Source organism: Micromonospora sp. NPDC005324 (assembly GCF_040607155.1).
In the GTDB taxonomy this organism is placed as follows: domain Bacteria; phylum Actinomycetota; class Actinomycetes; order Mycobacteriales; family Micromonosporaceae; genus Micromonospora; species Micromonospora trifolii.
The window spans coordinates 128,170-148,477 of sequence record NZ_JBEXGE010000016.1 but is presented as its reverse complement, the minus strand read 5'-3'; the positions used below and the strand labels follow the sequence as shown (position 1 = coordinate 148,477).

General features: G+C 70.5%; 19 protein-coding genes. 13 read left to right on the top strand and 6 right to left on the bottom strand.

Annotation, left to right across the window (positions count from 1 at the left end; translation table 11 throughout):
• Window positions 1–35 precede the first annotated feature (35 nt).
• From nuoH to ABZS40_RS18625, 8 genes are all read left to right on the top strand, one after another.
• Window positions 36–1,385: an NADH-quinone oxidoreductase subunit NuoH gene (gene nuoH, locus ABZS40_RS18660; protein WP_354944452.1), complete on the top strand. Its 1,350-nt coding sequence runs from the start codon at window positions 36–38 to the stop codon at window positions 1,383–1,385.
• Window position 1,386: 1 nt separating this feature from the next.
• Window positions 1,387–2,028, top strand: coding sequence for an NADH-quinone oxidoreductase subunit NuoI (gene nuoI, locus ABZS40_RS18655; protein WP_112585694.1), 642 nt, complete (start codon window positions 1,387–1,389; stop codon window positions 2,026–2,028).
• A complete protein-coding gene (locus tag ABZS40_RS18650; protein WP_354944451.1) occupies window positions 2,025–2,795 on the top strand; it encodes an NADH-quinone oxidoreductase subunit J in 771 nt (256 codons plus the stop codon). Before nuoI ends, ABZS40_RS18650 begins: the two co-directional genes overlap by 4 nt.
• Window positions 2,795–3,112 (top strand): NADH-quinone oxidoreductase subunit NuoK, encoded by a 318-nt coding sequence (nuoK, locus tag ABZS40_RS18645; protein WP_238684800.1) that lies wholly within the window; start codon window positions 2,795–2,797, stop codon window positions 3,110–3,112. The genes ABZS40_RS18650 and nuoK overlap by 1 nt, the downstream gene beginning before the upstream one ends.
• Window positions 3,113–3,124: 12 nt before the next feature.
• Window positions 3,125–5,050, top strand: coding sequence for an NADH-quinone oxidoreductase subunit L (nuoL, locus tag ABZS40_RS18640; protein ID WP_354944450.1), 1,926 nt, complete (start codon window positions 3,125–3,127; stop codon window positions 5,048–5,050).
• 64 nt (window positions 5,051–5,114) lie between these two features.
• The gene (locus tag ABZS40_RS18635) at window positions 5,115–6,650 is read left to right on the top strand and encodes an NADH-quinone oxidoreductase subunit M (protein WP_354944449.1); all 1,536 of its coding nucleotides are present in this window, start codon (window positions 5,115–5,117) and stop codon (window positions 6,648–6,650) included.
• Window positions 6,647–8,200, top strand: coding sequence for an NADH-quinone oxidoreductase subunit NuoN (gene nuoN / locus ABZS40_RS18630; protein ID WP_354944448.1), 1,554 nt, complete (start codon window positions 6,647–6,649; stop codon window positions 8,198–8,200). The genes ABZS40_RS18635 and nuoN overlap by 4 nt, the downstream gene beginning before the upstream one ends.
• A gap of 90 nt (window positions 8,201–8,290) precedes the next feature.
• Window positions 8,291–9,376 (top strand): polyprenyl synthetase family protein, encoded by a 1,086-nt coding sequence (locus ABZS40_RS18625; protein WP_354944447.1) that lies wholly within the window; start codon window positions 8,291–8,293, stop codon window positions 9,374–9,376.
• Here the strand turns inward: ABZS40_RS18625 and ABZS40_RS18620 are convergent.
• Window positions 9,352–10,578, bottom strand: a complete 1,227-nt coding sequence (locus ABZS40_RS18620) for an MFS transporter (RefSeq protein WP_354944446.1) — start codon at window positions 10,576–10,578, stop codon at window positions 9,352–9,354. The genes ABZS40_RS18625 and ABZS40_RS18620 overlap by 25 nt on opposite strands.
• A gap of 154 nt (window positions 10,579–10,732) precedes the next feature.
• Here ABZS40_RS18620 and ABZS40_RS18615 point away from each other — a divergent pair, with 154 nt between their 5' ends.
• Window positions 10,733–11,515, top strand: coding sequence for an IclR family transcriptional regulator C-terminal domain-containing protein (locus tag ABZS40_RS18615; protein ID WP_238679885.1), 783 nt, complete (start codon window positions 10,733–10,735; stop codon window positions 11,513–11,515).
• A gap of 102 nt (window positions 11,516–11,617) precedes the next feature.
• Here ABZS40_RS18615 and ABZS40_RS18610 read toward each other — a convergent pair whose 3' ends face one another.
• On the bottom strand, window positions 11,618–13,744 hold the full coding sequence (locus ABZS40_RS18610; RefSeq protein ID WP_354944445.1) for a PhoX family phosphatase: 2,127 nt from the start codon (window positions 13,742–13,744) through the stop codon (window positions 11,618–11,620).
• A 227-nt stretch (window positions 13,745–13,971) separates the two neighbouring features.
• Between ABZS40_RS18610 and ABZS40_RS18605 the strand changes: the two genes are divergently transcribed.
• Both ABZS40_RS18605 and ABZS40_RS18600 read left to right on the top strand, forming a co-directional pair.
• Window positions 13,972–14,487 carry a sigma-70 family RNA polymerase sigma factor gene (locus tag ABZS40_RS18605; RefSeq protein WP_051708644.1) on the top strand — a complete coding sequence of 172 codons (516 nt, stop codon included), beginning with the start codon at window positions 13,972–13,974 and terminating at the stop codon, window positions 14,485–14,487.
• Window positions 14,484–15,191, top strand: coding sequence for a zf-HC2 domain-containing protein (locus ABZS40_RS18600; RefSeq protein WP_354944444.1), 708 nt, complete (start codon window positions 14,484–14,486; stop codon window positions 15,189–15,191). Before ABZS40_RS18605 ends, ABZS40_RS18600 begins: the two co-directional genes overlap by 4 nt.
• A gap of 85 nt (window positions 15,192–15,276) precedes the next feature.
• On the opposite strand, the gene rarD is transcribed toward ABZS40_RS18600, so the two are convergent.
• The 4 genes from rarD to eccE all read right to left on the bottom strand — a co-directional run bounded on the left by rarD (window position 15,277) and on the right by eccE (window position 19,334).
• Window positions 15,277–16,221 (bottom strand): EamA family transporter RarD, encoded by a 945-nt coding sequence (rarD, locus tag ABZS40_RS18595; RefSeq protein ID WP_354944443.1) that lies wholly within the window; start codon window positions 16,219–16,221, stop codon window positions 15,277–15,279.
• Window positions 16,218–16,715 carry a GNAT family N-acetyltransferase gene (locus ABZS40_RS18590; protein ID WP_354944442.1) on the bottom strand — a complete coding sequence of 166 codons (498 nt, stop codon included), beginning with the start codon at window positions 16,713–16,715 and terminating at the stop codon, window positions 16,218–16,220. Before ABZS40_RS18590 ends, rarD begins: the two co-directional genes overlap by 4 nt.
• A gap of 127 nt (window positions 16,716–16,842) precedes the next feature.
• Window positions 16,843–17,229, bottom strand: a complete 387-nt coding sequence (locus tag ABZS40_RS18585; RefSeq protein WP_238679880.1) for a phage holin family protein — start codon at window positions 17,227–17,229, stop codon at window positions 16,843–16,845.
• 62 nt (window positions 17,230–17,291) lie between these two features.
• Window positions 17,292–19,334, bottom strand: a complete 2,043-nt coding sequence (gene eccE, locus ABZS40_RS18580) for a type VII secretion protein EccE (RefSeq protein WP_354944441.1) — start codon at window positions 19,332–19,334, stop codon at window positions 17,292–17,294.
• 202 nt (window positions 19,335–19,536) lie between these two features.
• On the opposite strand from eccE, the gene ABZS40_RS18575 reads away from it, so the two are divergent.
• Window positions 19,537–19,857, top strand: a complete 321-nt coding sequence (locus ABZS40_RS18575) for a WXG100 family type VII secretion target (RefSeq protein WP_354944440.1) — start codon at window positions 19,537–19,539, stop codon at window positions 19,855–19,857.
• A 21-nt stretch (window positions 19,858–19,878) separates the two neighbouring features.
• Window positions 19,879–20,172 (top strand): WXG100 family type VII secretion target, encoded by a 294-nt coding sequence (locus ABZS40_RS18570; RefSeq protein WP_354944439.1) that lies wholly within the window; start codon window positions 19,879–19,881, stop codon window positions 20,170–20,172.
• The last annotated feature ends 136 nt before the right edge of the window (window positions 20,173–20,308 follow it).

Here is a 20,308-nt window from a genome sequence, read left to right as displayed (position 1 = left end):
GTGAGCCCCGCAGTCGCGAACGAAAGGTGGGCACCGTGAGTCCCCTTCTCGCCCAGGATCCGACGTTGGCCGACTTCGGCCGGGATCCGTGGTGGCTGGTTCTCGGCAAGATTGTCTTCGCGTTCGCCTTCGGTCTGCTGGCCACCCTGCTCGGCGTCTGGTTCGAGCGGCGCGTGGTCGGTTACATGCAGGTGCGGCCGGGCCCCAACCAGGTCGGCCCGTTCGGCTTGCTCCAGACCCTCGCCGACGGCCTGAAGATGGCCTTCAAGGAGGACATCCTCCCGAAGGCGGCCGACAAGGTCGTCTACTTCTTCGCCCCGACCATCTCGGTGATCTGCGCGGTCACCGCCCTGTCGGTGGTGCCGTTCGGCCCGATGGTGAGCATCTTCGGCCACCACACGCCGTTGCAGGTCACCGATGTGCCGGTGGCGGTGCTGCTGCTGCTCGCCTGCTCCTCGATGGGCGTCTACGGCATCGTGCTGGGTGGTTGGGCCTCCGGCTCGACGTACCCGCTGCTGGGTGGTCTCCGGTCGAGCGCCCAGATGATCTCCTACGAGGTCGCCATGGGGCTCAGCATCGTGGCGGTCTTCATGACCGCCGGCACGATGAGCACCAGCGGGATCGTCGCCGCTCAGGGCGACGGCACCCAGCTGACCATCTTCGGCCAGCCCATCCCGGCGCCGGGCTGGTACGCGATCCTGCTGCTGCCGAGCTTCATCATCTTCTTCATCGCCACCGTGGGTGAGACCAACCGGGCGCCGTTCGACCTGCCCGAGGCCGAGTCCGAGCTGGTCGCCGGCTTCATGACGGAATACAGCTCGCTGAAGTTCGCGCTCTTCATGCTCAGCGAGTACGTCGCGATGGTGACCATGTCCGCGGTCACCACCACACTGTTCCTGGGCGGTTGGCGAGCACCCTGGCCGATCACCATCTGGGAGGGCGCCAACTCCGGTTGGTGGCCGATGCTCTGGTTCTTCGGCAAGGTGATCGCGCTGGTCTTCGTCTTCGTGTGGCTGCGTGGCACGCTGCCCCGGCTGCGGTACGACCAGTTCATGCGGCTCGGCTGGAAGGTGCTGCTGCCGATCAACCTGGTCTGGATCCTGGTCCTGTCGGGCCTTCGCTCCATCGAGGACTGGGACACCCGCGGCAAGGTGATCGCCGTCGGCATTCCGGCCGGCATCCTGCTGATCGCCACGATCTTCTGGCCCAGCCGGAAGCCGGAGCCGACGCCGACGACGCAGGAACAGGTCGACAACCGGCCGCACGGGAGCTTCCCGCTGCCACCGATGGATCTTCAGGTACCACCGAGCCCGCGTATCACGCGCGTGGTCGCCGAGCGGGAGCCGGCCAACATCGTTGCCGGCTCGGACTCCAGGGAGGTGTGACGTGGGCGCGATCACCGGAACGTTCAAGGGATTCGGTGTCACCTTCTCGCACATGTTCAGGAAGGTCGTCACCACCGACTACCCGTTCAAGCCGCCGGTGTCGGCGCCGCGCTACCACGGGCGGCACATCCTCAACCGGCACCCGGACGGCCTGGAGAAGTGCATCGGCTGCGAGCTGTGCGCCTGGGCCTGCCCGGCGGACGCGATCTACGTCGAGGGTGGCGACAACACCGACGAGCAGCGCTTCTCGCCGGGTGAGCGGTACGCCAGCATCTACCAGATCAACTACGCCCGCTGCATCTTCTGCGGGCTGTGCATCGAGGCCTGCCCGACCCGGTCGCTCACCATGAGCAACGAGTACGAGCTGGCCCGGGACAACCGGCAGGACCTGATCTTCACCAAGGAGCAGTTGCTCGCGCCGTTGCTGGAGGGCATGGAGCAGCCTCCGCACCCGATGCGGCTGGGTGACAGCGAGAAGGACTACTACGTCGGCGCGCTGGACAACCCGGGCACCTCCGCCGGTGCGGAGACGTCCCCGATGGGCCCCGGCCGCTACCAGGTCGAGGAGCACCCCGGCGTGACGTTCCCGGGCGCCGAGCAGGCCGCCCAGCGCGTGGCGGCCGGCAAGGGAGAGGAAGCATGACCACGTCCACGGTGCTCGCCGCGGCGAGTTCGGTCTCCACCGGCGAGGCGGTCACCTTCTGGATCCTCGCCCCGCTCGCGCTGATCGGCGGGATCGGGATGGTGGCAGCGCGCAACGCCGTGCACTCGGCGCTGTGGCTGGTGCTGACCATGCTCTGCCTGGGCGTCTTCTACGTGCTCCAGGCCGGTCCGTTCATCGGCATGGTGCAGATCATCGTCTACACCGGCGCGATCATGATGCTCTTCCTCTTCGTGCTGATGCTGGTCGGACGGGACTCCACCGACTCGCTGATCGAGACGCTGCGCGGCCAGCGGGTCGCCGCGATCGTGCTCGGCCTGGGCTTCGCCGGCCTGGTCGGCACCGGCCTCTACCAGGCGCTGGACCAGACCACCACTGCCGGTCTGGAGCAGGTCAACGCCGAGGGGAACGTGCAGGGCATCGCCCGGCTGCTGTTCACCAAGTACGTCTTCGCGTTCGAGCTGACCTCGGCGCTGCTGATCACCGCGGCGGTCGGTGCCATGGTGCTGGCCCACGTCGAGCGACGGAAGCAGGACAAGGTCGACCAGGTGTCGACCATGAAGGCGCGCTTCGCCCCGGGCAACTACCCCGGCCCGAAGCCGGGCCCCGGCGTCTTCGCGACCTCCTCCTCGGTGGCCACCCCGGCCCGGCTGCCCGACGGCCGCCTGACCGACCGCAGCACCCCGGCGATCCTTCCGCAGCGCGAGCTGACCGCCGAGGAGACCGCGCTGAAGGGGACGGACAAATAATGGGATCGTTCTTCTCGGTCGAGCCGACCTACTACCTCGTCCTCGCCGCGGTGCTGTTCACCATCGGCGCCGCCGGGGTGCTGATCCGGCGCAACGCGATCGTGCTGTTCATGTGCGTGGAGCTGATGCTCAACGCCGCCAACCTGACGCTGGTCACCTTCAGCCGGATCAACGGTGACCTCAACGGCCAGATCATGGCGTTCTTCGTGATGGTGGTGGCGGCGGCCGAGGTCGTGGTCGGGCTCGCGATCATCATGTCCATCTTCCGGACGCGACGCTCGGCGAGTGTCGACGACGCCAACCTGCTCAAGTACTAGAGGGGTCCACCGGTGGAAGAGACTGTGGAATACGCCCAGGCCACGGGGCTGCTTGGGGGCGTCTGGCTGCTGGTGGCGATCCCGCTGGTCAGCGCGGCCATCCTGCTGCTGCTCGGCCGCCGGGCCGACCGCTGGGGGCACTGGTTGGGCGTCGCCGCCATCGGCGCCGCGTTCGTGCTCGGCCTGAGCTTCTTCTTCCAGCTGCGTGGCCTGGAGAACAAGTCGGTCGAGCTGAGCCTCTGGGACTTCATCGCGGTCGGTGATCTGCGCGTCGACTTCGGTCTGCTCTTCGACCCGCTGGCCGCGGTCTTCGTACTGCTGATCACCGGGGTGGGTTTCCTGATCCACCTGTACGCAGTGGAGTACATGTCGCACGACGCGGGCCGTCGTCGGTTCTTCGCGTACTTCAACCTGTTCGTCGCGGCGATGCTGCTGCTGGTGCTCGGCAACAACTACGTGATGCTGTACTTCGGCTGGGAGGGCGTCGGTCTGGCGTCGTACCTGCTGATCTCCTTCTGGACCGAACGGCCGAGCGCGGCCACCGCCGGCAAGAAGGCGTTCCTGATGAATCGGGTCGGCGACGCCGGCCTGGCCATCGGCATCTTCATCATGTTCGCCACCCTGGGCACCACCCAGTACGACGAGGTGTTCAACGGTGTCGGCGCGCTGACCGGCACCACGGTGCTGGTCCTCGGGCTGTTGCTGCTCCTCGGCGCGGCCGGTAAGTCCGGCCAGTTCCCGCTCCAGGCGTGGTTGCCGGACGCGATGGAGGGCCCGACCCCGGTGTCGGCGCTCATCCACGCCGCCACCATGGTCACCGCGGGCGTCTACCTGATCGCCCGGTCCAACCCGATCTTCTCCGCCAACTCGACGCTGCAACTCGTGGTGGTCAGCGTCGGCGCGCTCACCCTGCTGATCGGCTGCATCATCGGTGCCGCCAAGGACGACATCAAGCGGGTGCTCGCCTGGTCGACGGTCAGCCAGATCGGCTACATGTTCCTCGGTGTGGGCCTCGGCGGCGCGGCGTACGCGCTGGCCATCGTGCACCTGCTGGCGCACGGCTTCTTCAAGGCCAACATGTTCCTGGGCGCCGGCTCGGTCATGCACGGCATGAAGGACCAGGTCGACATCCGCCGCTTCGGTGGGCTGTCCAAGTACATGAAGATCACCTGGCTGACCTTCATGATGGGTTGGCTGGCCATCATCGGCATGTTCCCGTTCTCCGGCTTCTTCTCCAAGGAGCCGATCATCGTGGCGGCCTTCGAGCGGGAGGACTGGACCGCCTGGCTCTTCGGCGGCGCGGCGCTGCTCGGCGCCGGGCTGACCGCGTTCTACATGACGCGGCTGTTCGTGCTCACCTTCCACGGTCCGAAGCGGTGGACCGAGGACATCGAGCACCCGCACGAGTCGCCGAAGCTGATGACCATCCCGCTGATCCTCCTGGCGGTCGGGTCGGTCGGTGCCGGCTTCCTGCTCGCCACGTCCGTTCCGGACTGGCTCACGGAGACCGCCGGGCTGGGCGGCGAGCACGCCGAGCACGAGGCGGTCCTCTCGCACGCCGTGATCACCACGCTGTCGCTGCTGGTCACCGTGCTCGGCGCCGGGCTCGCCTGGTTCCTGTTCCGGGCCGGCACGGCCACCGCGCCGCAGCCGGCCGGGGTGCTGGTCACCGCCGCCCGACGCAACCTCTACACCGACACCGTCAACGAGGCGGTCTTCGAGAAGCCCGGCATCTTCCTCACCCGGGCGCTGGTGTACCTCGACAACCGGGGCATCGACGGGCTCGTCAACGGGCTCGCCGCCGCGGTCGGTGGGGGCTCGGGTCGCCTCCGCCGACTGCAGACCGGCTTTGTCCGCTCGTACGCCACCTCGATCCTGGCCGGTGCGCTGCTGGTGATGGCGGCGTTCCTGGCGGTGCAGGCGGGGTGGTTGGCGTGATCGACCTGTTCCCGGCCGCCCCCGCCGGCGGACCACGCAGTGACGACGGAGGTAAGGCCGCATAATGTCCAACTTCCCGTTCCTCTCGGTGCTCACCGTGGCGCCGCTGGTGGGCGCCCTGGTGGTGGCCTTCCTGCCGCGCCACCGCCCGGAGCTGGCCAAGCAGGTGGCGTTCGCCTGGTCGCTGCTCATGCTGGTGCTCTCGGTGGTGATGTGGGTCAGCTTCAACGCCGGCGGTGACCGGTTCCAGTTCCGCGAGTCGTACTCGTGGATCCCGAACTGGGGGGTCAGCTTCACCTTCGCCGCCGACGGCATCGCGCTGGTGATGCTGATGCTGATCGCGGTGCTGGTGCCGTTGGTGATCCTGGCGTCCTGGCACGACGCCGAGTCGTCGAAGCGGTCGGTGCCCGTCTACTTCGCGCTGCTGCTGGTCCTCGAATGCACGATGATCGGCGTTTTCGCGGCCGCCGACGTCTTCCTGTTCTACGTGTTCTTCGAGGTCATGCTGGTGCCGATGTACTTCCTCATCGGCAGCTACGGCGGCCACCAGCGGCAGTACGCGGCGGTGAAGTTCTTCCTCTACTCGCTGGTCGGCGGTCTGTTCATGCTGGCCGCGGTGATCGGCCTGTGGGTCGTCGGTGGAAAGACCTTCGACTGGCAGGCACTCTCGCAGGTCGACATCAGCACCGGCACCGAGCGATGGCTGTTCCTCGGCTTCTTCCTCGCGTTCGCCATCAAGGCGCCGTTCTTCCCGTTCCACACCTGGTTGCCCGATGCCGGTGGCGCCGCCCCGGCGGGCGCGGCGGCGCTGCTCGTCGGCGTGCTGGACAAGGTCGGCACGTTCGGCATCCTGCGCTACTGCCTGCCGCTGTTCCCCGAGGCGTCGAAGTGGTTCGCGCCGTGGGCGCTGGCCCTCGGCGTGATCGGCATCGTCTACGCCGCGCTGCTGGCGGTCGGCCAGAACGACCTCAAGCGGCTGGTGTCGTACACCTCGATCGCGCACTTTGGCTTCATCGGGGTGGGCATCTTCGCCTTCACCACCCAGGCCGGCACCGGCGCGGTGCTCTACATGCTCAACCACGGGCTGGCCACCGGCCTGCTCTTCCTGGTGGTGGGCATGCTGATCTCCCGACGTGGTTCGTCGCTGATCAGTGATTTCGGTGGCGCCGGCAAGCTGGTCCCGGTGCTCGCCGGGGTGCTCTTCTTCGCCGGTCTCGCCTCGCTGGCACTGCCCGGTACGGCGCCGTTCATCTCCGAGTTCCTGGTGCTGATGGGCACCTTCACTGTGAACAAGCCGGTCGCTGTCATCGCCACGCTGGGCATCATCCTGGCCGCCGCGTACGTGCTGTGGATGGTGCAGCGCACCACCCAGGGCACCCTCAACCCGGCGCTGACCGAGGTCGACGGCATGCGCCGGGACCTCAACCTGCGCGAGAAGGTAGTGGTCGCCCCGCTGATCGCGCTGATCGTGCTGCTCGGCTTCTTCCCCAAGCCGGTCACTGACGTGATCAACCCCGCCGTCCAGGCGACAATGGACGACATCGGCAGAACCGACCCGGCGCCGTCCGTGGGCGGCACCGTCCAGGAGGCAGCAAAGTGACCGAGCTGAAACTGCCGTCGATCGACTATGCAGCGATCTCTCCGATCCTGATCATGCTGGGCACGGCGTTGCTCGGCGTGCTGGTCGAGGCGCTGGTGCCTCGTCGCTGGCGGCACGTGGTGCAGTTGACGCTGGCGCTGCTCGCGGTGCTCGCGGCGTTGACCATGGTGGTTCTCAGCGCCGACGAGCGGATCATCACCGCCGGCCAGGCCCTCGCGATCGACGGGCCGACGCTCTTCCTCCAGGGCGCGATCCTGGTGCTGGCCGCGATGGCGCTGCTGCTGATCGGTGACCGCTCGGTCGAGCGGGGCGGGGCGTTCGTCGCCCAGGCCGCGGTGACCGCCGAGTCGGCCGACGACCGACGGCAGGCCGAGGGGCGCAACGGTCTGACCGAGGTCTACCCGCTGACCACGTTCGCGATCGGCGGCATGCTGATCTTCGTGGCGGCCAACGACCTGCTGACCATGTTCATCGCGCTGGAGGTCTTCTCCCTGCCGCTCTACCTGCTCTGCGCGCTGGCCCGTCGCCGGCGTCTGCTGAGCCAGGAGGCGGCGATGAAGTACTTCCTGCTCGGCGCGTACGCCTCGGCGTTCTTCCTGTTCGGCGTGGCCCTGATCTACGGCTTCACCTCCGGCATCCCGGGCCGGACGGCCGGCGTCGACTTCGCCACCATCCACGCGGCGGTGGGTGAGTCGCCGGCCAGCCCGGTGCTGCTCTTCGCCGGCATGGCGCTGCTCGCCATCGGTCTGCTCTTCAAGGCCGCGGCGGCGCCGTTCCACGTCTGGACCCCGGACGTGTACCAGGGCGCTCCGACCCCGGTCACCGCGTTCATGGCGGCCTGCACGAAGGTCGCCGCGTTCGGTGCCCTGCTGCGCGTCTTCCAGGTCGCGTTCGCCGACGCCAACTGGGACTTCACCCCGGTCCTCGGCGCGGTGGCGGTGTTGACCATGCTGGTGGGTGCGGTGCTCGCGGTCACCCAGACCGACATCAAGCGGCTGCTCGCGTACTCCTCGATCGCCAACGCCGGCTACCTGCTGGTCGGTGTGTTGGCGCCGAGCCGCGACGGGCTCGCCGGCACGATGTTCTACCTGGTCGCGTACGGCTTCTCGGTGCTGGCCGCGTTCGCCGTGGTGACGCTGGTTCGCGACGAGGACGGCGAGGCCACCCACCTGTCCCGGTGGGCCGGGCTGGGCCGTCGGTCGCCGTTCTTCGCCGCGCTGTTCACGTTCATCCTGCTGGCCTTCGCCGGTATCCCGCTGACCAGCGGCTTCACCAGCAAATTCGCCACCTTCGGGCCGGCGCTGGAGGGTGGCCAGGCCTGGCTGGTGATCGCCGGTGTGCTGACCAGCATGGTGCTCGCGTTCCCGTACCTGCGGGTCGTGGTGATGATGTGGCTCTCCGAGCCGGGCGAGTCCACTCCGACCGTCACCGTGCCCGGTGGGCTCACCGCCGCCGCGCTGATGATCGGTGTGCTGGCGACCCTGGTGTTGGGCGTCGCCCCGGCGCCGCTGCTCGACCTCGCTACCGGAGCCGCCGAATTCGTTCGATGACCGGAGGATCGATTACCGGGGGTCGGCGCGTGTTCACGTGCCGGCCCCCGGTGCGTATCCCCGGGCCGGAGCAGGTCGAACGGGTGTGGCATGGTTGATAGCGTGGTGAAACCGGCGGGCGAGCGTTCAGGTGCCTCCGGCTCCGGCGGTCGACGGGGTCGGGCGAGCACGAGTCAGTTCGGCGCGCTTGGCCTCAACCTCTCCGATCCCCGTGTCGAAGCGTCCGTGCTGGGTCTTCTGGACACGGTCGAGGTCCAGTTGCGGGCCAGCGTGTCCAGTGCCGACCCGTTCGTCACCGAGGCGGCGCGGCACCTCGTCGAGGCCGGCGGGAAGCGGTTCCGGCCGTTGCTGGTGGCGCTCGGTGCCCAGTTCGGTGATCCGACCGGTGCGCAGGTGGTCCCGGCCGCCGTGGTGATGGAGCTCACTCACCTCGCTACCCTCTACCACGACGACGTGATGGACGAGGCCGCCGTCCGTCGGGGCGCGCCGAGCGCGAACTCCCGGTGGACCAACTCGGTCGCCATCCTGGTCGGTGACTACCTCTTCGCCCGCGCGGCGGACATCGCCGCCGACCTGGGCCCCGAGGCAGTCCGGTTGCAGGCCCGCACCTTCGCCCGGCTGGTGCACGGCCAGATCGCGGAGACGGTCGGGCCGCGTGCTGACGACGACCCGGTGGCCCACTACCTGAACGTGATCGCCGAGAAGACCGGCTCGCTGATCGCCACGTCCGCCCGCTTCGGTGGGATGTTCGGTGGTGCCGCCCCGGAGCACGTGGAGGCCCTCGCCGGGTACGGCGAGACGATCGGTGTCGCCTTCCAGCTCTCCGACGACCTGCTGGACATCGCCTCCGAGTCGGTGCAGTCGGGCAAGACCCCCGGCACCGACCTGCGCGAGGGTGTCCCGACGCTGCCGGTGCTCTACGCCCGCGAGGCGGACGACTCCGACGCGTCGTCGGTGCGGCTGCGGGAGATCCTGGCGACCGGCCCGTTGACCGACGACGCGCTGCACGCCGAGGCGTTGGGGCTGCTCCGGGAGAGCCCGGCGCTCAAGCGGGCCCGGGAGACCGTGCGCAGCTACGCCGAGGAGGCCCGCGCGCAACTCGCCCCGCTGCCGCATGGCCCGTCCCGCAGCGCGCTCGAGTCGCTCTGCGACTACATCGCCGACCGCACCAGCTGATCCACGCCCCGGGTCGCTACGGCGGCGCGGGTCAACAGCCGGCTGCCGACGAGCATGAGAGCGGCGGCGAGCAGCATCGCCACGGCCGCGATGGTCCACATCGCCGGGTAACCGAGGTGAGCGGCGAGCGGGCCCAGGCTCAGCGGGCCGAGACAGCCGCCCGCGTACACCCCGGTCTGGGTGATCGAGGTGGCGGCGGCCGGTGACTGTGGGTGGAGCCGGACCACAGCGAAGTTCATCAGGCCGGGCCAGGCCCAGCCCAGGCCGAAGCCGAGCACCACGCCGATCACCAACGGCACCGAGCCGGTCAACGCGAGCAGACCCAGCCCGACCGCGCCGACGAGCAGCATCGCGGCGATGAGGGCGACGTGGCCGGTCTCGCGGCGGTCGGCCAACCAGCCGGCGCCCACCCGAGCCGCCACGCAGACCGCGCTACCCAGGGTCAGGGTGAGGCCGGCGAGGCCCGGCGACAGGCCCCGGGCGGCTGCGGAGTCCACCAGGAAGGTGCCCAGCGAGTTGGCCGCGCCCGAGGCCAACGTCGCCGCCGCGCCGATCACCACCAGCGCCGCCGTCGCCCGCCCGGCGCGGCTGCCGCCGGCCCGCCGGGCCAGGCCGGGCAACTGCCGGGGTACGGCGGCCAGCGTCGTCAGCGCGGCCACGGCGGCGGCCACGAACGCCCAGCGCCAGCCGGCGGTGAGCGCGATGGTGGGCACCGCCACCCCGGCCAGCAGTGTGGAGACCGGGATGGCGGCCTGCTTGACACCGAACGACAGCCCCTGCCGCCGGGCCGGCACGTGCTGGGCCAGCGCGGCGTTGCTGGCCAACTGGCCGAGCGCGTTCGCGGCGGCGCTGAGGGCCAGCAGGCCGACCAGCACCGGGTACGACCGGGCGAAGGCGGCCACGGCCAGCATCGACCCGGCGGCCAGCAGGATGCCGCAGCGGGCCACCAGGGCCGGCCCGTACCGCTCGACCAACCGCCCGGAGGGCACCGAGGCCAGCGCGCTGACCCCGAAGTAGACGGAGACGGCCAGGCCCAGCCCGGCCGGCGAGAAGCCGAGGTCCGTGCCCATCTGCACGGCGAGCCCGCCGAGCAGGAAGACGGGGAGTACGCAGGCCACCGTGGTGACGACTGCGCCGGCGCTGGCCCGGACCGGATGGGGTTGGGCAGCGGCCGGATCGGGGGTATTGGAGATGTCGGTCATCGTTCGGCAAACCTACGCGAGCCCCGCTCACAGCACTCCTGGTGACTGGCGGGGCACTAGCTGTGGATGGTGATCTGGCATCCTCGACCCGAACAGGCATTTCGCACCGGGCCTGTTTTTCATATGGTGTAAGTCCCCGGCGGCGGAGGTGGTTGTGCGCGACCCCTTGGCAGAACCTTCGGACCTGATTCGCAGCGTGTCCCGAGCGCTACGGGTGCTGGAGTCGGTCGGTCGCGCCCCGAAGGGCCTGACCGTCAAACAGATCGCCCGGCGCTGCGAGCTGACAGTGGCCACCACGTACCACCTGGTTCGCACCCTCGCCTACGAGGGCTACGTGATCCGTCGCGAGGACGGCACGTACATCGTGGGGTTGGAGGTGGCCGACCGGTACCGGGAGCTGGTGACGGCGTTCCGGGGCCCGCCGGCGGTCGGTGAGACGCTGCGGCGAGCCGCCCTGGACACCGGCTACAGCCACTACCTCGGCCGGTTCGTCGGCGGTCAGGTGGCTCTCACGGCGGTCGCCGAGGGGCACCGCTCGCCCTACCTGGAGGATCTGGTCCCCGGCTTCGACGAAGGGGCGCACGCGACAGCTCTCGGCAAGTCGCTGCTCGCCACCCTCACGACCGACCAGCGCTACCGCTATCTGCGCGAGTACGGCATGCGCCCGTTCACTACCGCCACGCTGACCACCACCGAGACCTTCGAGGCCGACCTGGCCGCCGGTGACCGGCGCGGCATGCAACTGGAGATGGGGCAGTTCCGGCAGGGGGTGGCGTGCGCCGCGGTGCTCGTCGCGCCGGACAAGGACATGGAGCGCCGCGTCGTGTTGGCGTGCGCTTTGCCGGCCAGCGAGATGATGACCTCCGCCCGGGTGGTGCGCGCCAAGCTGCTCACCGTGGCCCGGAGCGTGGCCGACGGCATCGCCTCCGACAACTGACCGCCGAGAGGCCCTCTCCCGGGCTGGGAGAGGGCCTCTCGGGGCGGTCCAGCGCCGGACCGCCAGAGCAACGTCAGCGGCCGCTCGGCCGGGGGTACGACGTCAGCTGCCCACCGGGCCGCCGTCGAGGCGCCAGGTGACCACCACGCCCGGCTTGGCGTAGTCACCGTCCGGCCAGTTCGAGGCCGGGTTCTCCACCGAGGCCCCGGTGATCTCGCCCGGGTGCTGCACGGCGACGAAGACCGAGCGGTTGTCGCCGCTGATGAACGGGCCGCAGGTCTCCGCGCCGAGCGGCACGGTCAGGAACTGCTTGAGGTGACCCCGCTCCGGACCCTCCACGGCGGTGGCGAAGAGGCCGTCGTTGCTGCCCAGCGCGTTGCCGTCGGTGGAGATCCAGAGGTTGCCGGTGGCGTCGAAGGCGACGTTGTCCGGGCAGGAGATCGGGGAGACCTTGGTCTTGTCGTACCCGGCGAAGAAGGTCGACGGGTCGGTCGGGTCGCCGCAGACGATCGGCAGCGACCAGGCGAAGGTCTCCGAGGTGTTGTCGTTGCGGTCCTCGACCAGCTCCAGGATCTGCCCGTGCTTGTTGGCGTTGCGCGGGTTGGCCTCGTCCGCCTTCGGGTTGCTGCCGACGCCCCGGTTGGTGTTGTTGGTCAGCGCCACGTACACCTTGCCGGTGAGCAGGCTCGGCTCGACGTCCTCGGGGCGGTCCATCTTGGTCGCGCCGACCTTGTCACCGGCGAGCCGGGTGAAGGTGAGCACGTCCGCGGCGGTCATTCCGTCGACGAACGACCGGTTGCCGCTGACCAGCTTGATCCAGCGACCCCGGCCGTTGAACGCGCCGTCGGCGGGGAGCTTGCCCGTGCCGTCGATCTCGGCGGCGCTGGTCTGGTCGAGCTTCGCCACAAACAGCGTGCCGGCTTCCAGCAGCGTCAGGTTGTGCTTGCGGGCAGCCCAGGAGTTGCCCTTCATGAACTTCTTGTCCGAGACGAACTTGTAGAGGTAGTCGAACCGCTCGTCGTCGCCCATGTACGCGACAACGTGGCCGTCCTTCGCGACGATCACGTTGGCGCCCTCGTGCTTGAACCGGCCCATCGCTGTGTGCTTGCGCGGGCGGCTCTCCGGGTCGAACGGGTCGATCTCGACGACCCAGCCGAACCGGTGTGCCTCGTTGGGGTGCTTCGCCAGGTCGAAGCGCTCGTCCGCGCGCTCCCACTTGCGGCTGCCGCTGGGGTAGCGGCTGGCGGTGCTGATGCCGTAACGGTCCAGCTTCGGCTTCAGCTCGGCCGGTGCGGCGTCGGCGCCCACGAAGTACTGGTTGAAGTTCTCCTCGCCGGAGAGCACAGTGCCCCACGGGGTCACGCCACCGGCACAGTTGTTCAGCGTGCCGACGACGGTGCGGCCCTTGGGGTCGGCGGCGGTCTTCAGCCACGCCGAGCCGGCGGCCGGGCCGGTCAGGTCGAACTTGGTGCTCAGGGCGGTGACCCGCCGGTTGTACGGCCGCGGGCCCTTGCCGACCGGCTTCCACTGCCCGGTGCCCGCGACCCGCTCGAGCTCCACCACTGACATGCCGTGCGCGGCCATGGCGGTGCGCAGCTGCTCCACGGAGAGTCCGTCCAGGCCGGGGAAGCCCGGGAACATCAGGTCCTCGTTCGTGTACTCGTGGTTGACCACGAGCAGCGCCCGCTTGCCCTGCTTGTCCAGCGGCAGCACGCCCACGAAGTCGTTGTTGTAGCCGAACTGCTTGGACTGCGAGGCGGCGGTCTGGTGGTGCAGGTTGAACTCCGGCGCGCCCGGCAGCACCGGGTCGCCCCACTTGATCACCACGGCGTGGTCGTAGCCGTTCGGCACGACAAGGGTGTCCAGCTTGTTCGGTGGGATCGGCTTGAAGGTCAGCGCGCCGCTGCCGACCCCGGTGCTCGGACGACCGAACCCGAAGTTCTCCGGTACGTCCGGGGCGGTCGGGGCCGCCATGGCCGGAGCAGCACCGGCGAGCGCGCCGGCTGCCGCGCCGCCGAAACCGAGCACCAGCGCGCCGACCGCGCCGGCCCGGACCACGCCACGCCGCGACACCTCGGCGTTCACCACGTCACCGAAGTACGCGTTGTCGGAGGTGTTCGGCACCGGGTGGTCACACGCGTTTCCGCACCGGTACAGACAGGTCATGGCATCACGGGTGCCATGGCGGGTGCCGTTCAACAGGGGGAGCAGCCGGGGACGGTCGCTCATGGGGGAAGCCTCCAGAGAAGTCGGTGACACGACAGGCGGCGTACCAGCCGGACGCTAGGAGGACGTGGTGAGCGCACGTCAGCCGCAATGTGAACCGGGCGTGAACACCTTCGTCGTCGGCAACCACCAGGCAACCGGTCTGACCTCGGGCTGAACCGATCGGCGTGACAGCACGTATTCCCGAGCGAACGCACCGCCGGACGCGCGCCGGAAGCGAGGAGACCGCCATCAGCGACCACGACGCCCAACTGCTGCGCGCGTTGCACGACGAGCACGCGGAGGCGCTGTACGCCCATGCCCTGCGGCTGGTCAACGGGGACCGGCAGCGGGCCGAGGACCTGGTGCAGGAGACGCTGCTGCGGGCCTGGCGACATCCGGAGTCACTCGACCCGAGGCGCGGATCGGTGCGGTCCTGGCTGTTCACCACCGCCCGCAACCTGGCCATCGACGCCTGGCGGCGGCGATCCACCCGGGTCGGCGAGGTGTTCACCGACGATCTGCCCGAACCGCCCGAGGTGATCGACGAGGCCGAACGGGCGGTGGAGGCGTGGACCGTCGCCGAGGCGCTGAACCGGCTCAGCCCGACCCACCGGGAAGTGCTGGTCGAGTGCTTCTACCAGGGGCGGTCGGTGGCCGAGGCGGCGTCCCGCCTGGGCGTACCGCCAGGGACCGTGAAATCCCGCACCCACTACGCGCTGCGGTCTCTACGGTTGGTCCTGGCCGAGATGGGGGTGACGGGATGACCCGGTGCGAGTTCGCGTACGACGACGGCGCGTACGTGCTGGGCGCCCTGGCCCCCGCCGAACGGGCGGCCTACGAGCGGCACCTCGGCAGCTGCGCCTCGTGTCGGGAGGCAGTCGCCGAGATCGCTGTCCTGCCCGGGCTGCTCGGGCGCCTCGACCCGGCGGGGTTGGAGCAGATCCTGCCGCCGCCGGCCCCGCCCCGGGTGCCCGCGCTGCTCGACGAGGCCCGCCAGCGCCGTCGTCGGGAACGCGCCGCGGACCGGCGACGGACCGCACTGACCACACTGGCCGCCGCCGGGCTGGCCCTGGTGGTCGGTGTGGGCACCGCAGTGGCGCTGCCACGACCTGTCGACAGGTCCGTGCCGCAGGGCAAGCCGGCCCCGCAGGTGTCGATGGTGGCCATGCGACCGGTGGCCGCCGCCGGGCCGGTGCACGCCGACCTCGGGCTCACCGGCACCAAGTGGGGCACCGAGGTGAAGATGCGTTGCGGGTACGACGCACGGACGAGCTACGGCAAGGCGTACCCGTTCCGGCTGGTGGCGCGTGGTCCGAATGGCGCCACCGAGCAGATCGGCTCCTGGCTGGCGGCCCCCGGCGACGACCTCAGCTTCACCGGCGCGACGAGGTTCACCGACGCCGAGCTGGTCAGCGTGGAGCTACAAAAAGCCGACGGAACCCCCCTGCTCACCTACGCCGTCCCCTAACCCGCCCAACCCCGCCCCCGCCCCGCCCCGGCCCAGGCCCGTCCGCGTCGATCAAGGAGTTGTGGTGGGGGATGAATCGCCCGAACTAGTGCTGGACGGGCACCACAACTCCTTGATCGACCGTGGCTGGGGGTTGGGTGCGGGTGCGGGTGCGGGTGCGGCGGGAGGTCCGGACGGCGTCGGCGGTGAAGACGATCAGGGCCAGCCAGACCAGCGCGAAGCCGGCCAGCCGGGCCGGCGGCATCGGCTCGTGGAAGATCAGCACCCCGCAGCCGAGCTGAAGGATCGGCGCCAGGTACTGGACCATGCCGAGGCTGCTCAGGGGCAGGCGGTTGGCCGCCCCGGCGAACAACAGCAGCGGGATCGCCGTGGCCGCGCCGGCCAGCACCAGCAGCGCGGTGTGCCCGGCCGAGACATGCCCGAAGGTCAGGTCGGCTCTCGCCGTCAGCCAGACCAGGTAGCCCAGCGCCGGCAACGCCAGCACCGCCGACTCGACGAAGAGCCCCTCCGCCGCCGGCAGCCCGAGCCGCTTCTTGACCAGGCCGTAGCCGGCGAAGCTGAACGCCAGGGTCAACGCCAGCCAGGGCAGCCGGCCGTAGTCCACGGCGAGCACCGCTACCGCCGACGCGCCGATCCCCAGCGCCACCCACTGCGCCGGGCGTAGCCGCTCCCGCAGCACCGTCACCCCGAGCAGCACCACTACCAGCGGGTTGATGAAGTAGCCGAGCGCGGTCTCCACCACCCGGTCGGAGTTGACCCCGTAGATGTAGGTGCCCCAGTTGACAGCGATCAGCGCGGCGGCGGCGACGATCCCCGCCACCGCCCAGGGGCGGCGCAGCAGCGCCCGCAGGAAGCCGACGTTGCGCAGCGCCCCCAGCAGCAGGGCCACGAAGATCACCGACCAGACGATCCGGTGGGCCAGGATCTCCAGCGGGCCGGCGGGCCGCAGCATCTTCAGGTAGAGCGGAAAGAAACCCCAGAGCAGGTACGCGCCGAGGCCGTAGAGGTATCCCAGACGGAGTGGCGTCACGCCTCCACCGTAAGGGGCGTACTACTGCTTTGTTCCTTTCCGGTGATCGGGGTCACCGGGGATCGCCGGTCGAGCTGCATCCAGCGTTGCGGCACGTCCAGCGGGGTGAAGCCCACCCGCTCGTACACCTGGTGCGCGTCGCTGGTGCAGAGCAGGATCCGGCGTACGCCCAGCTCGGCCAGGTGGTCGCGGACCGCACCGGCCAGCCACCCGCCCAGCCCGCGACCCCGGGCGGCCCGGTCGACGTACACGTCGCAGAGCCAGGCGAAGGTGGCGCGGTCCGTGACGACCCGGGCCACCGCCACCTGGCGGCCGTCCTCCGGCCGGTAGATGCCGAACGGCAGCGAGCCGGCGAACGCCCGCTCGGTGGTCTCCCGGTCTCGTCCGAGCGCCCAGTACGCGTCGGTGGACAGCCAGTGGTGCACCAGGTCCAGATCGATCCGCGCCGGATCGGTGCTGAGCAGGTGGCCGTCGGGGTAGGTCAGCGAGAACATGCCGCGACGCTAACCGTCGAGGAGGGACCTCCGGCCGGCCAATTCCCGAACTCTGGTCATCGGCCCGCCGGAGCCCCGGCCGAGGTCGGAGCCCCGGCGAGCCGGGTCGGTGCTGGCTGGTCGCCGGTCAGTCCCGGTCGAGGACGGCGCCGAGGATCCAGGTCACGATGCTCACGAAGAGAGCGCCGAGCACGGCCGCCGGCCAGAAACCGTCCACCGAGAACGGCAGCCCGGCCTGGTCCGCGATCCAGCTCGTGAACAGGAAGAGCAGCCCGTTCACCACCAGGGCGATGAGACCCAGGGTCAGCAGGTAGAAGCCACAGCCGACGGTCTTGATGATCGGCTGGAGAACCGCGTTGACCACACCGAAGATCACCGCCACCAGGAGCAGCGTGGTCACCGTCTCGGTGGCCGAGTTCGAATCCAGGGAGATGCCCGGAATGAGGAGCGTGGCCAGCCAGAAAGCCAGAGCTGTGCTGGCCAGCCGAATCAGCAGACCTTTCAGAAAACCCATGGCGGGGATCGTGCCACGGACATCGCACGGGCGTAACCCGGCAGCCGGCCGCCCCGGTGGTTTCAGCCGCGCGTCGGTGGCCCGATCAGTTGCGCCTCGATCGGAGTGGGGGAGAGCAGTGCCCAGCGCAGCGCCCGCCGGTTGACCACGGCCACCATGTCCTCCCGGATCCGGGTCAGCCACTCGGCCGAGCCGCCCAGCCCCAGGGCTGCGCCGGCCAGGGTGGCCTCGGTCGAGGTCAGCGGCTGGAGCAACGCCAGGTCGGCGCGGCTCAACGCGTCCACATCAGCCGGGGTCAGCTCGTCGCGTACCACCAGTGTGGCCCGCCACGGTGGGCCCGGCGCGGCCTCCGCCGCCACGGCGTCGACGATCAGGAGCAACGGGCGCAGCGCGGTGCCCACCCCGTCGGCGACCGCCCGGCCGGGCGGGAGCAACGGGATCGTGCCGCCCGGCGCGCCAACCCCTCGGATGAACGGCTCCCAGGCGCGTGGCCGGGCGGTCTGCACCACCACCAGGGCACCGAGTGCCAGGGCGCGCAGGGCCACCAGCTGGGCTGCCCGTACCCCGCCGACCAGCAGCACGCGGGTGCTCTCCGGCCGGAACAGTCGCACGGTGACGGCTCTGCCGTGCCGGTTGGTGCCGACCATCATTCCCGCGTCGCCCAGGGACAGCTCCCAGTCGTCCACCGTTGGGCCGGGTCGCGCCCCGGGCACCGGTGGGCGGGGCTGCGCCAGGGGCGCCGTCAGCGCCAACGGCAGCGTGGCGGCCAGCCCGCTCAGGTGGGCGCCGTCGAGCCGTCGCAGCTTTCCGCCCAGGTCGGTCACCAGGCGGACCAGTGCCTCGGTGGCCGCCGCCAACTCGGCCGCCGTCGCGGCGGCCAGGCGTACGGTCAGCTCGGTCGGCACTCCGCCGGCCGCCGGTGGACCCGACGACGTCGACATCGTCGGCGACGGGCCTGAGCAGATCGACACCGTCGTGGCCGTCGCCGGCAGCGCGAGCAGGCGGGGCACCAGCCGGCGTCCAGCCGCAGCGCCCGCGTCGGGCCAGTGGACCAGTCGGAAGGTGGCCTGGACCAGGGTGCCGGACCGGATCGTCGGCCAGGACTCGCGGACCTGTTCGCCGTCGTGGTGGGCCAGCTCGCCCAGGACGCGCAGCGCCGCCGGCACCCCGAGCGGCCGTGCGGCCAGCGGCCCGAGCCGGCGGACGATCCGGCGGACCGTGCCGGCGAGAACCCGGCGCAGGTCCTCCTCGGACCAACCGTTCACCCGCAGCACCCGGACCGCCACCACCGCCCGTTCGCGCCCGGCGAGCCGTCCGTCGGTGAGCTGCCGGTACGACGTGCCGACAGTGCCACCGGCGCTCGGTACCGGCGCCGGTGCACCGGCGAGCAGCAGTTGAACCAGCAGCGGGGGCTGGTCCGGCCCGGTCGGGGGAAGCAACGCGGCCGGGGCGGGGATCGCCTGGGACACGTCGCCCAGCAGGTCGCCGGGGTCGCCCAGCTCCAGGAGCACGACCATGCCGGTGGTGTCCTCCAGGACGGCTGCCGGCCCGCCGGTCAACTCGGTCGAGCGGACCACGGTGCCCGGGGCGACCAGGTCGAGCAGTTCGGCCGCGTCGGCCGGCCCGGTCAACGCCCGCCGGCGGGTGAGGTGCCCGATGGCGGTGCCCAGCCACTCGAAGAGCCACCGCCCTTGGACGGGCAGCCAGGCGGCGGCCACCAGCAGCACGGCCACCAGTACGGCTGCCGCGACCACCGGTGCGGGTCGGCCGAGGGCGACGAGCACGAGCGCCGCCGCGACCTGTGCGGTGACCAGTTGGCCGGCTCGCGTTCCGGCGCCCACCCGACGGCCGAGCGCGACCCATCGGGCCACCGGCGACCGGCGACGAGGGGTGCGCTGATCGGCGGACAGCGGGCCACTGTCGGTGGGTCGGCCGGGCCCGCCCACAGGTGGGGAGGCACCTGCCTCGGACCCGATCGGGGTCGGCGGGTGCGGCCCTCCGGTGGTGATCGCCGGCACCGTGCCTCCTCGACCAGTGGGGACCGGGTCGGACGGCCGGCCGCCCTCCGGCGGCCCGTCACGCGCCGCGACGTGGCTGCGGCACATCGTAAGCGACCGATGGCCGCCTCGGTTGTCCACAGGGGAAGCCGGTGGGGTAGCAGAACGGCTACGAGGTCGCTACCGTCAGCCACGAAGTCCTTCGCTGACCCGTGTCTCAGTGCTCGCCGACCGGGCCAAGCGACGACGCGCCGCCCACTGTGGGCGCGTCGACGGCCAGGTGCGATCCGAGAGACGAGGTGACGTCCGGATGTCCCAAACCAAGGCAGAAGCAGCGGTGATGCAGCAGACCGCCGCGAAGTTCGAGCAGGTGGACCAGTCGTTGCAGTCCATGCTGACCGGCCTGTTGGCCGAGCTGGAGGTGTTGCAGCAGGCCTGGCGTGGCGCTGGTGGCCGGTCGTTCGAGCAGGTCAAGCAGCAGTGGTCACAGGACCAGGCGGCGCTGCACCGCGCGCTGCGCGAGACCGCCGGTGCGATCCGCACCGCAGGTCGGCAGTACCACGCGTCCGACGACGAGGTGGCCGGCCGGGTGGCCGGCACCAACCGCGGCGGCATCCAGCTGCCGCTCTGATCCCGCTGGGGAGGGAATCCGATGGACCATGGTGTGCTTGTCGTCAACTTCGCCGCGCTGCAGCAGGCCGGCGCTGACATTCAGAAGGCGTTGAACACCCTCGACGCGCAACTCGGCCAACTCGAACGCGACGCCGCCCCGCTGGTGGCGACCTGGACGGGCGAGGCGCGGCAGGCCTACGAGCAGCGGCAGACGAAGTGGCGCTCGGCCTCGCAGGACCTCCAGGGGATGCTGCGCGACATCAGGTTGGCGGTGAACGACTCCGCCACCGACTACCTGGACACCGAAAAGAAGAACACCGGGCTGTTCCAGTGAGCGATGTGGGCCGGGAGCGCTGACCGTGTCCGGGCCAGCGCCCCGCCCGCAGCCGGTCGGCGGCCAGGGCGGCGCGCGGGCAGGCTCAGGCCGTGTGCGGACAGGCTCAGGCCGTGTGTGGGCGGGCTCAGGCCGT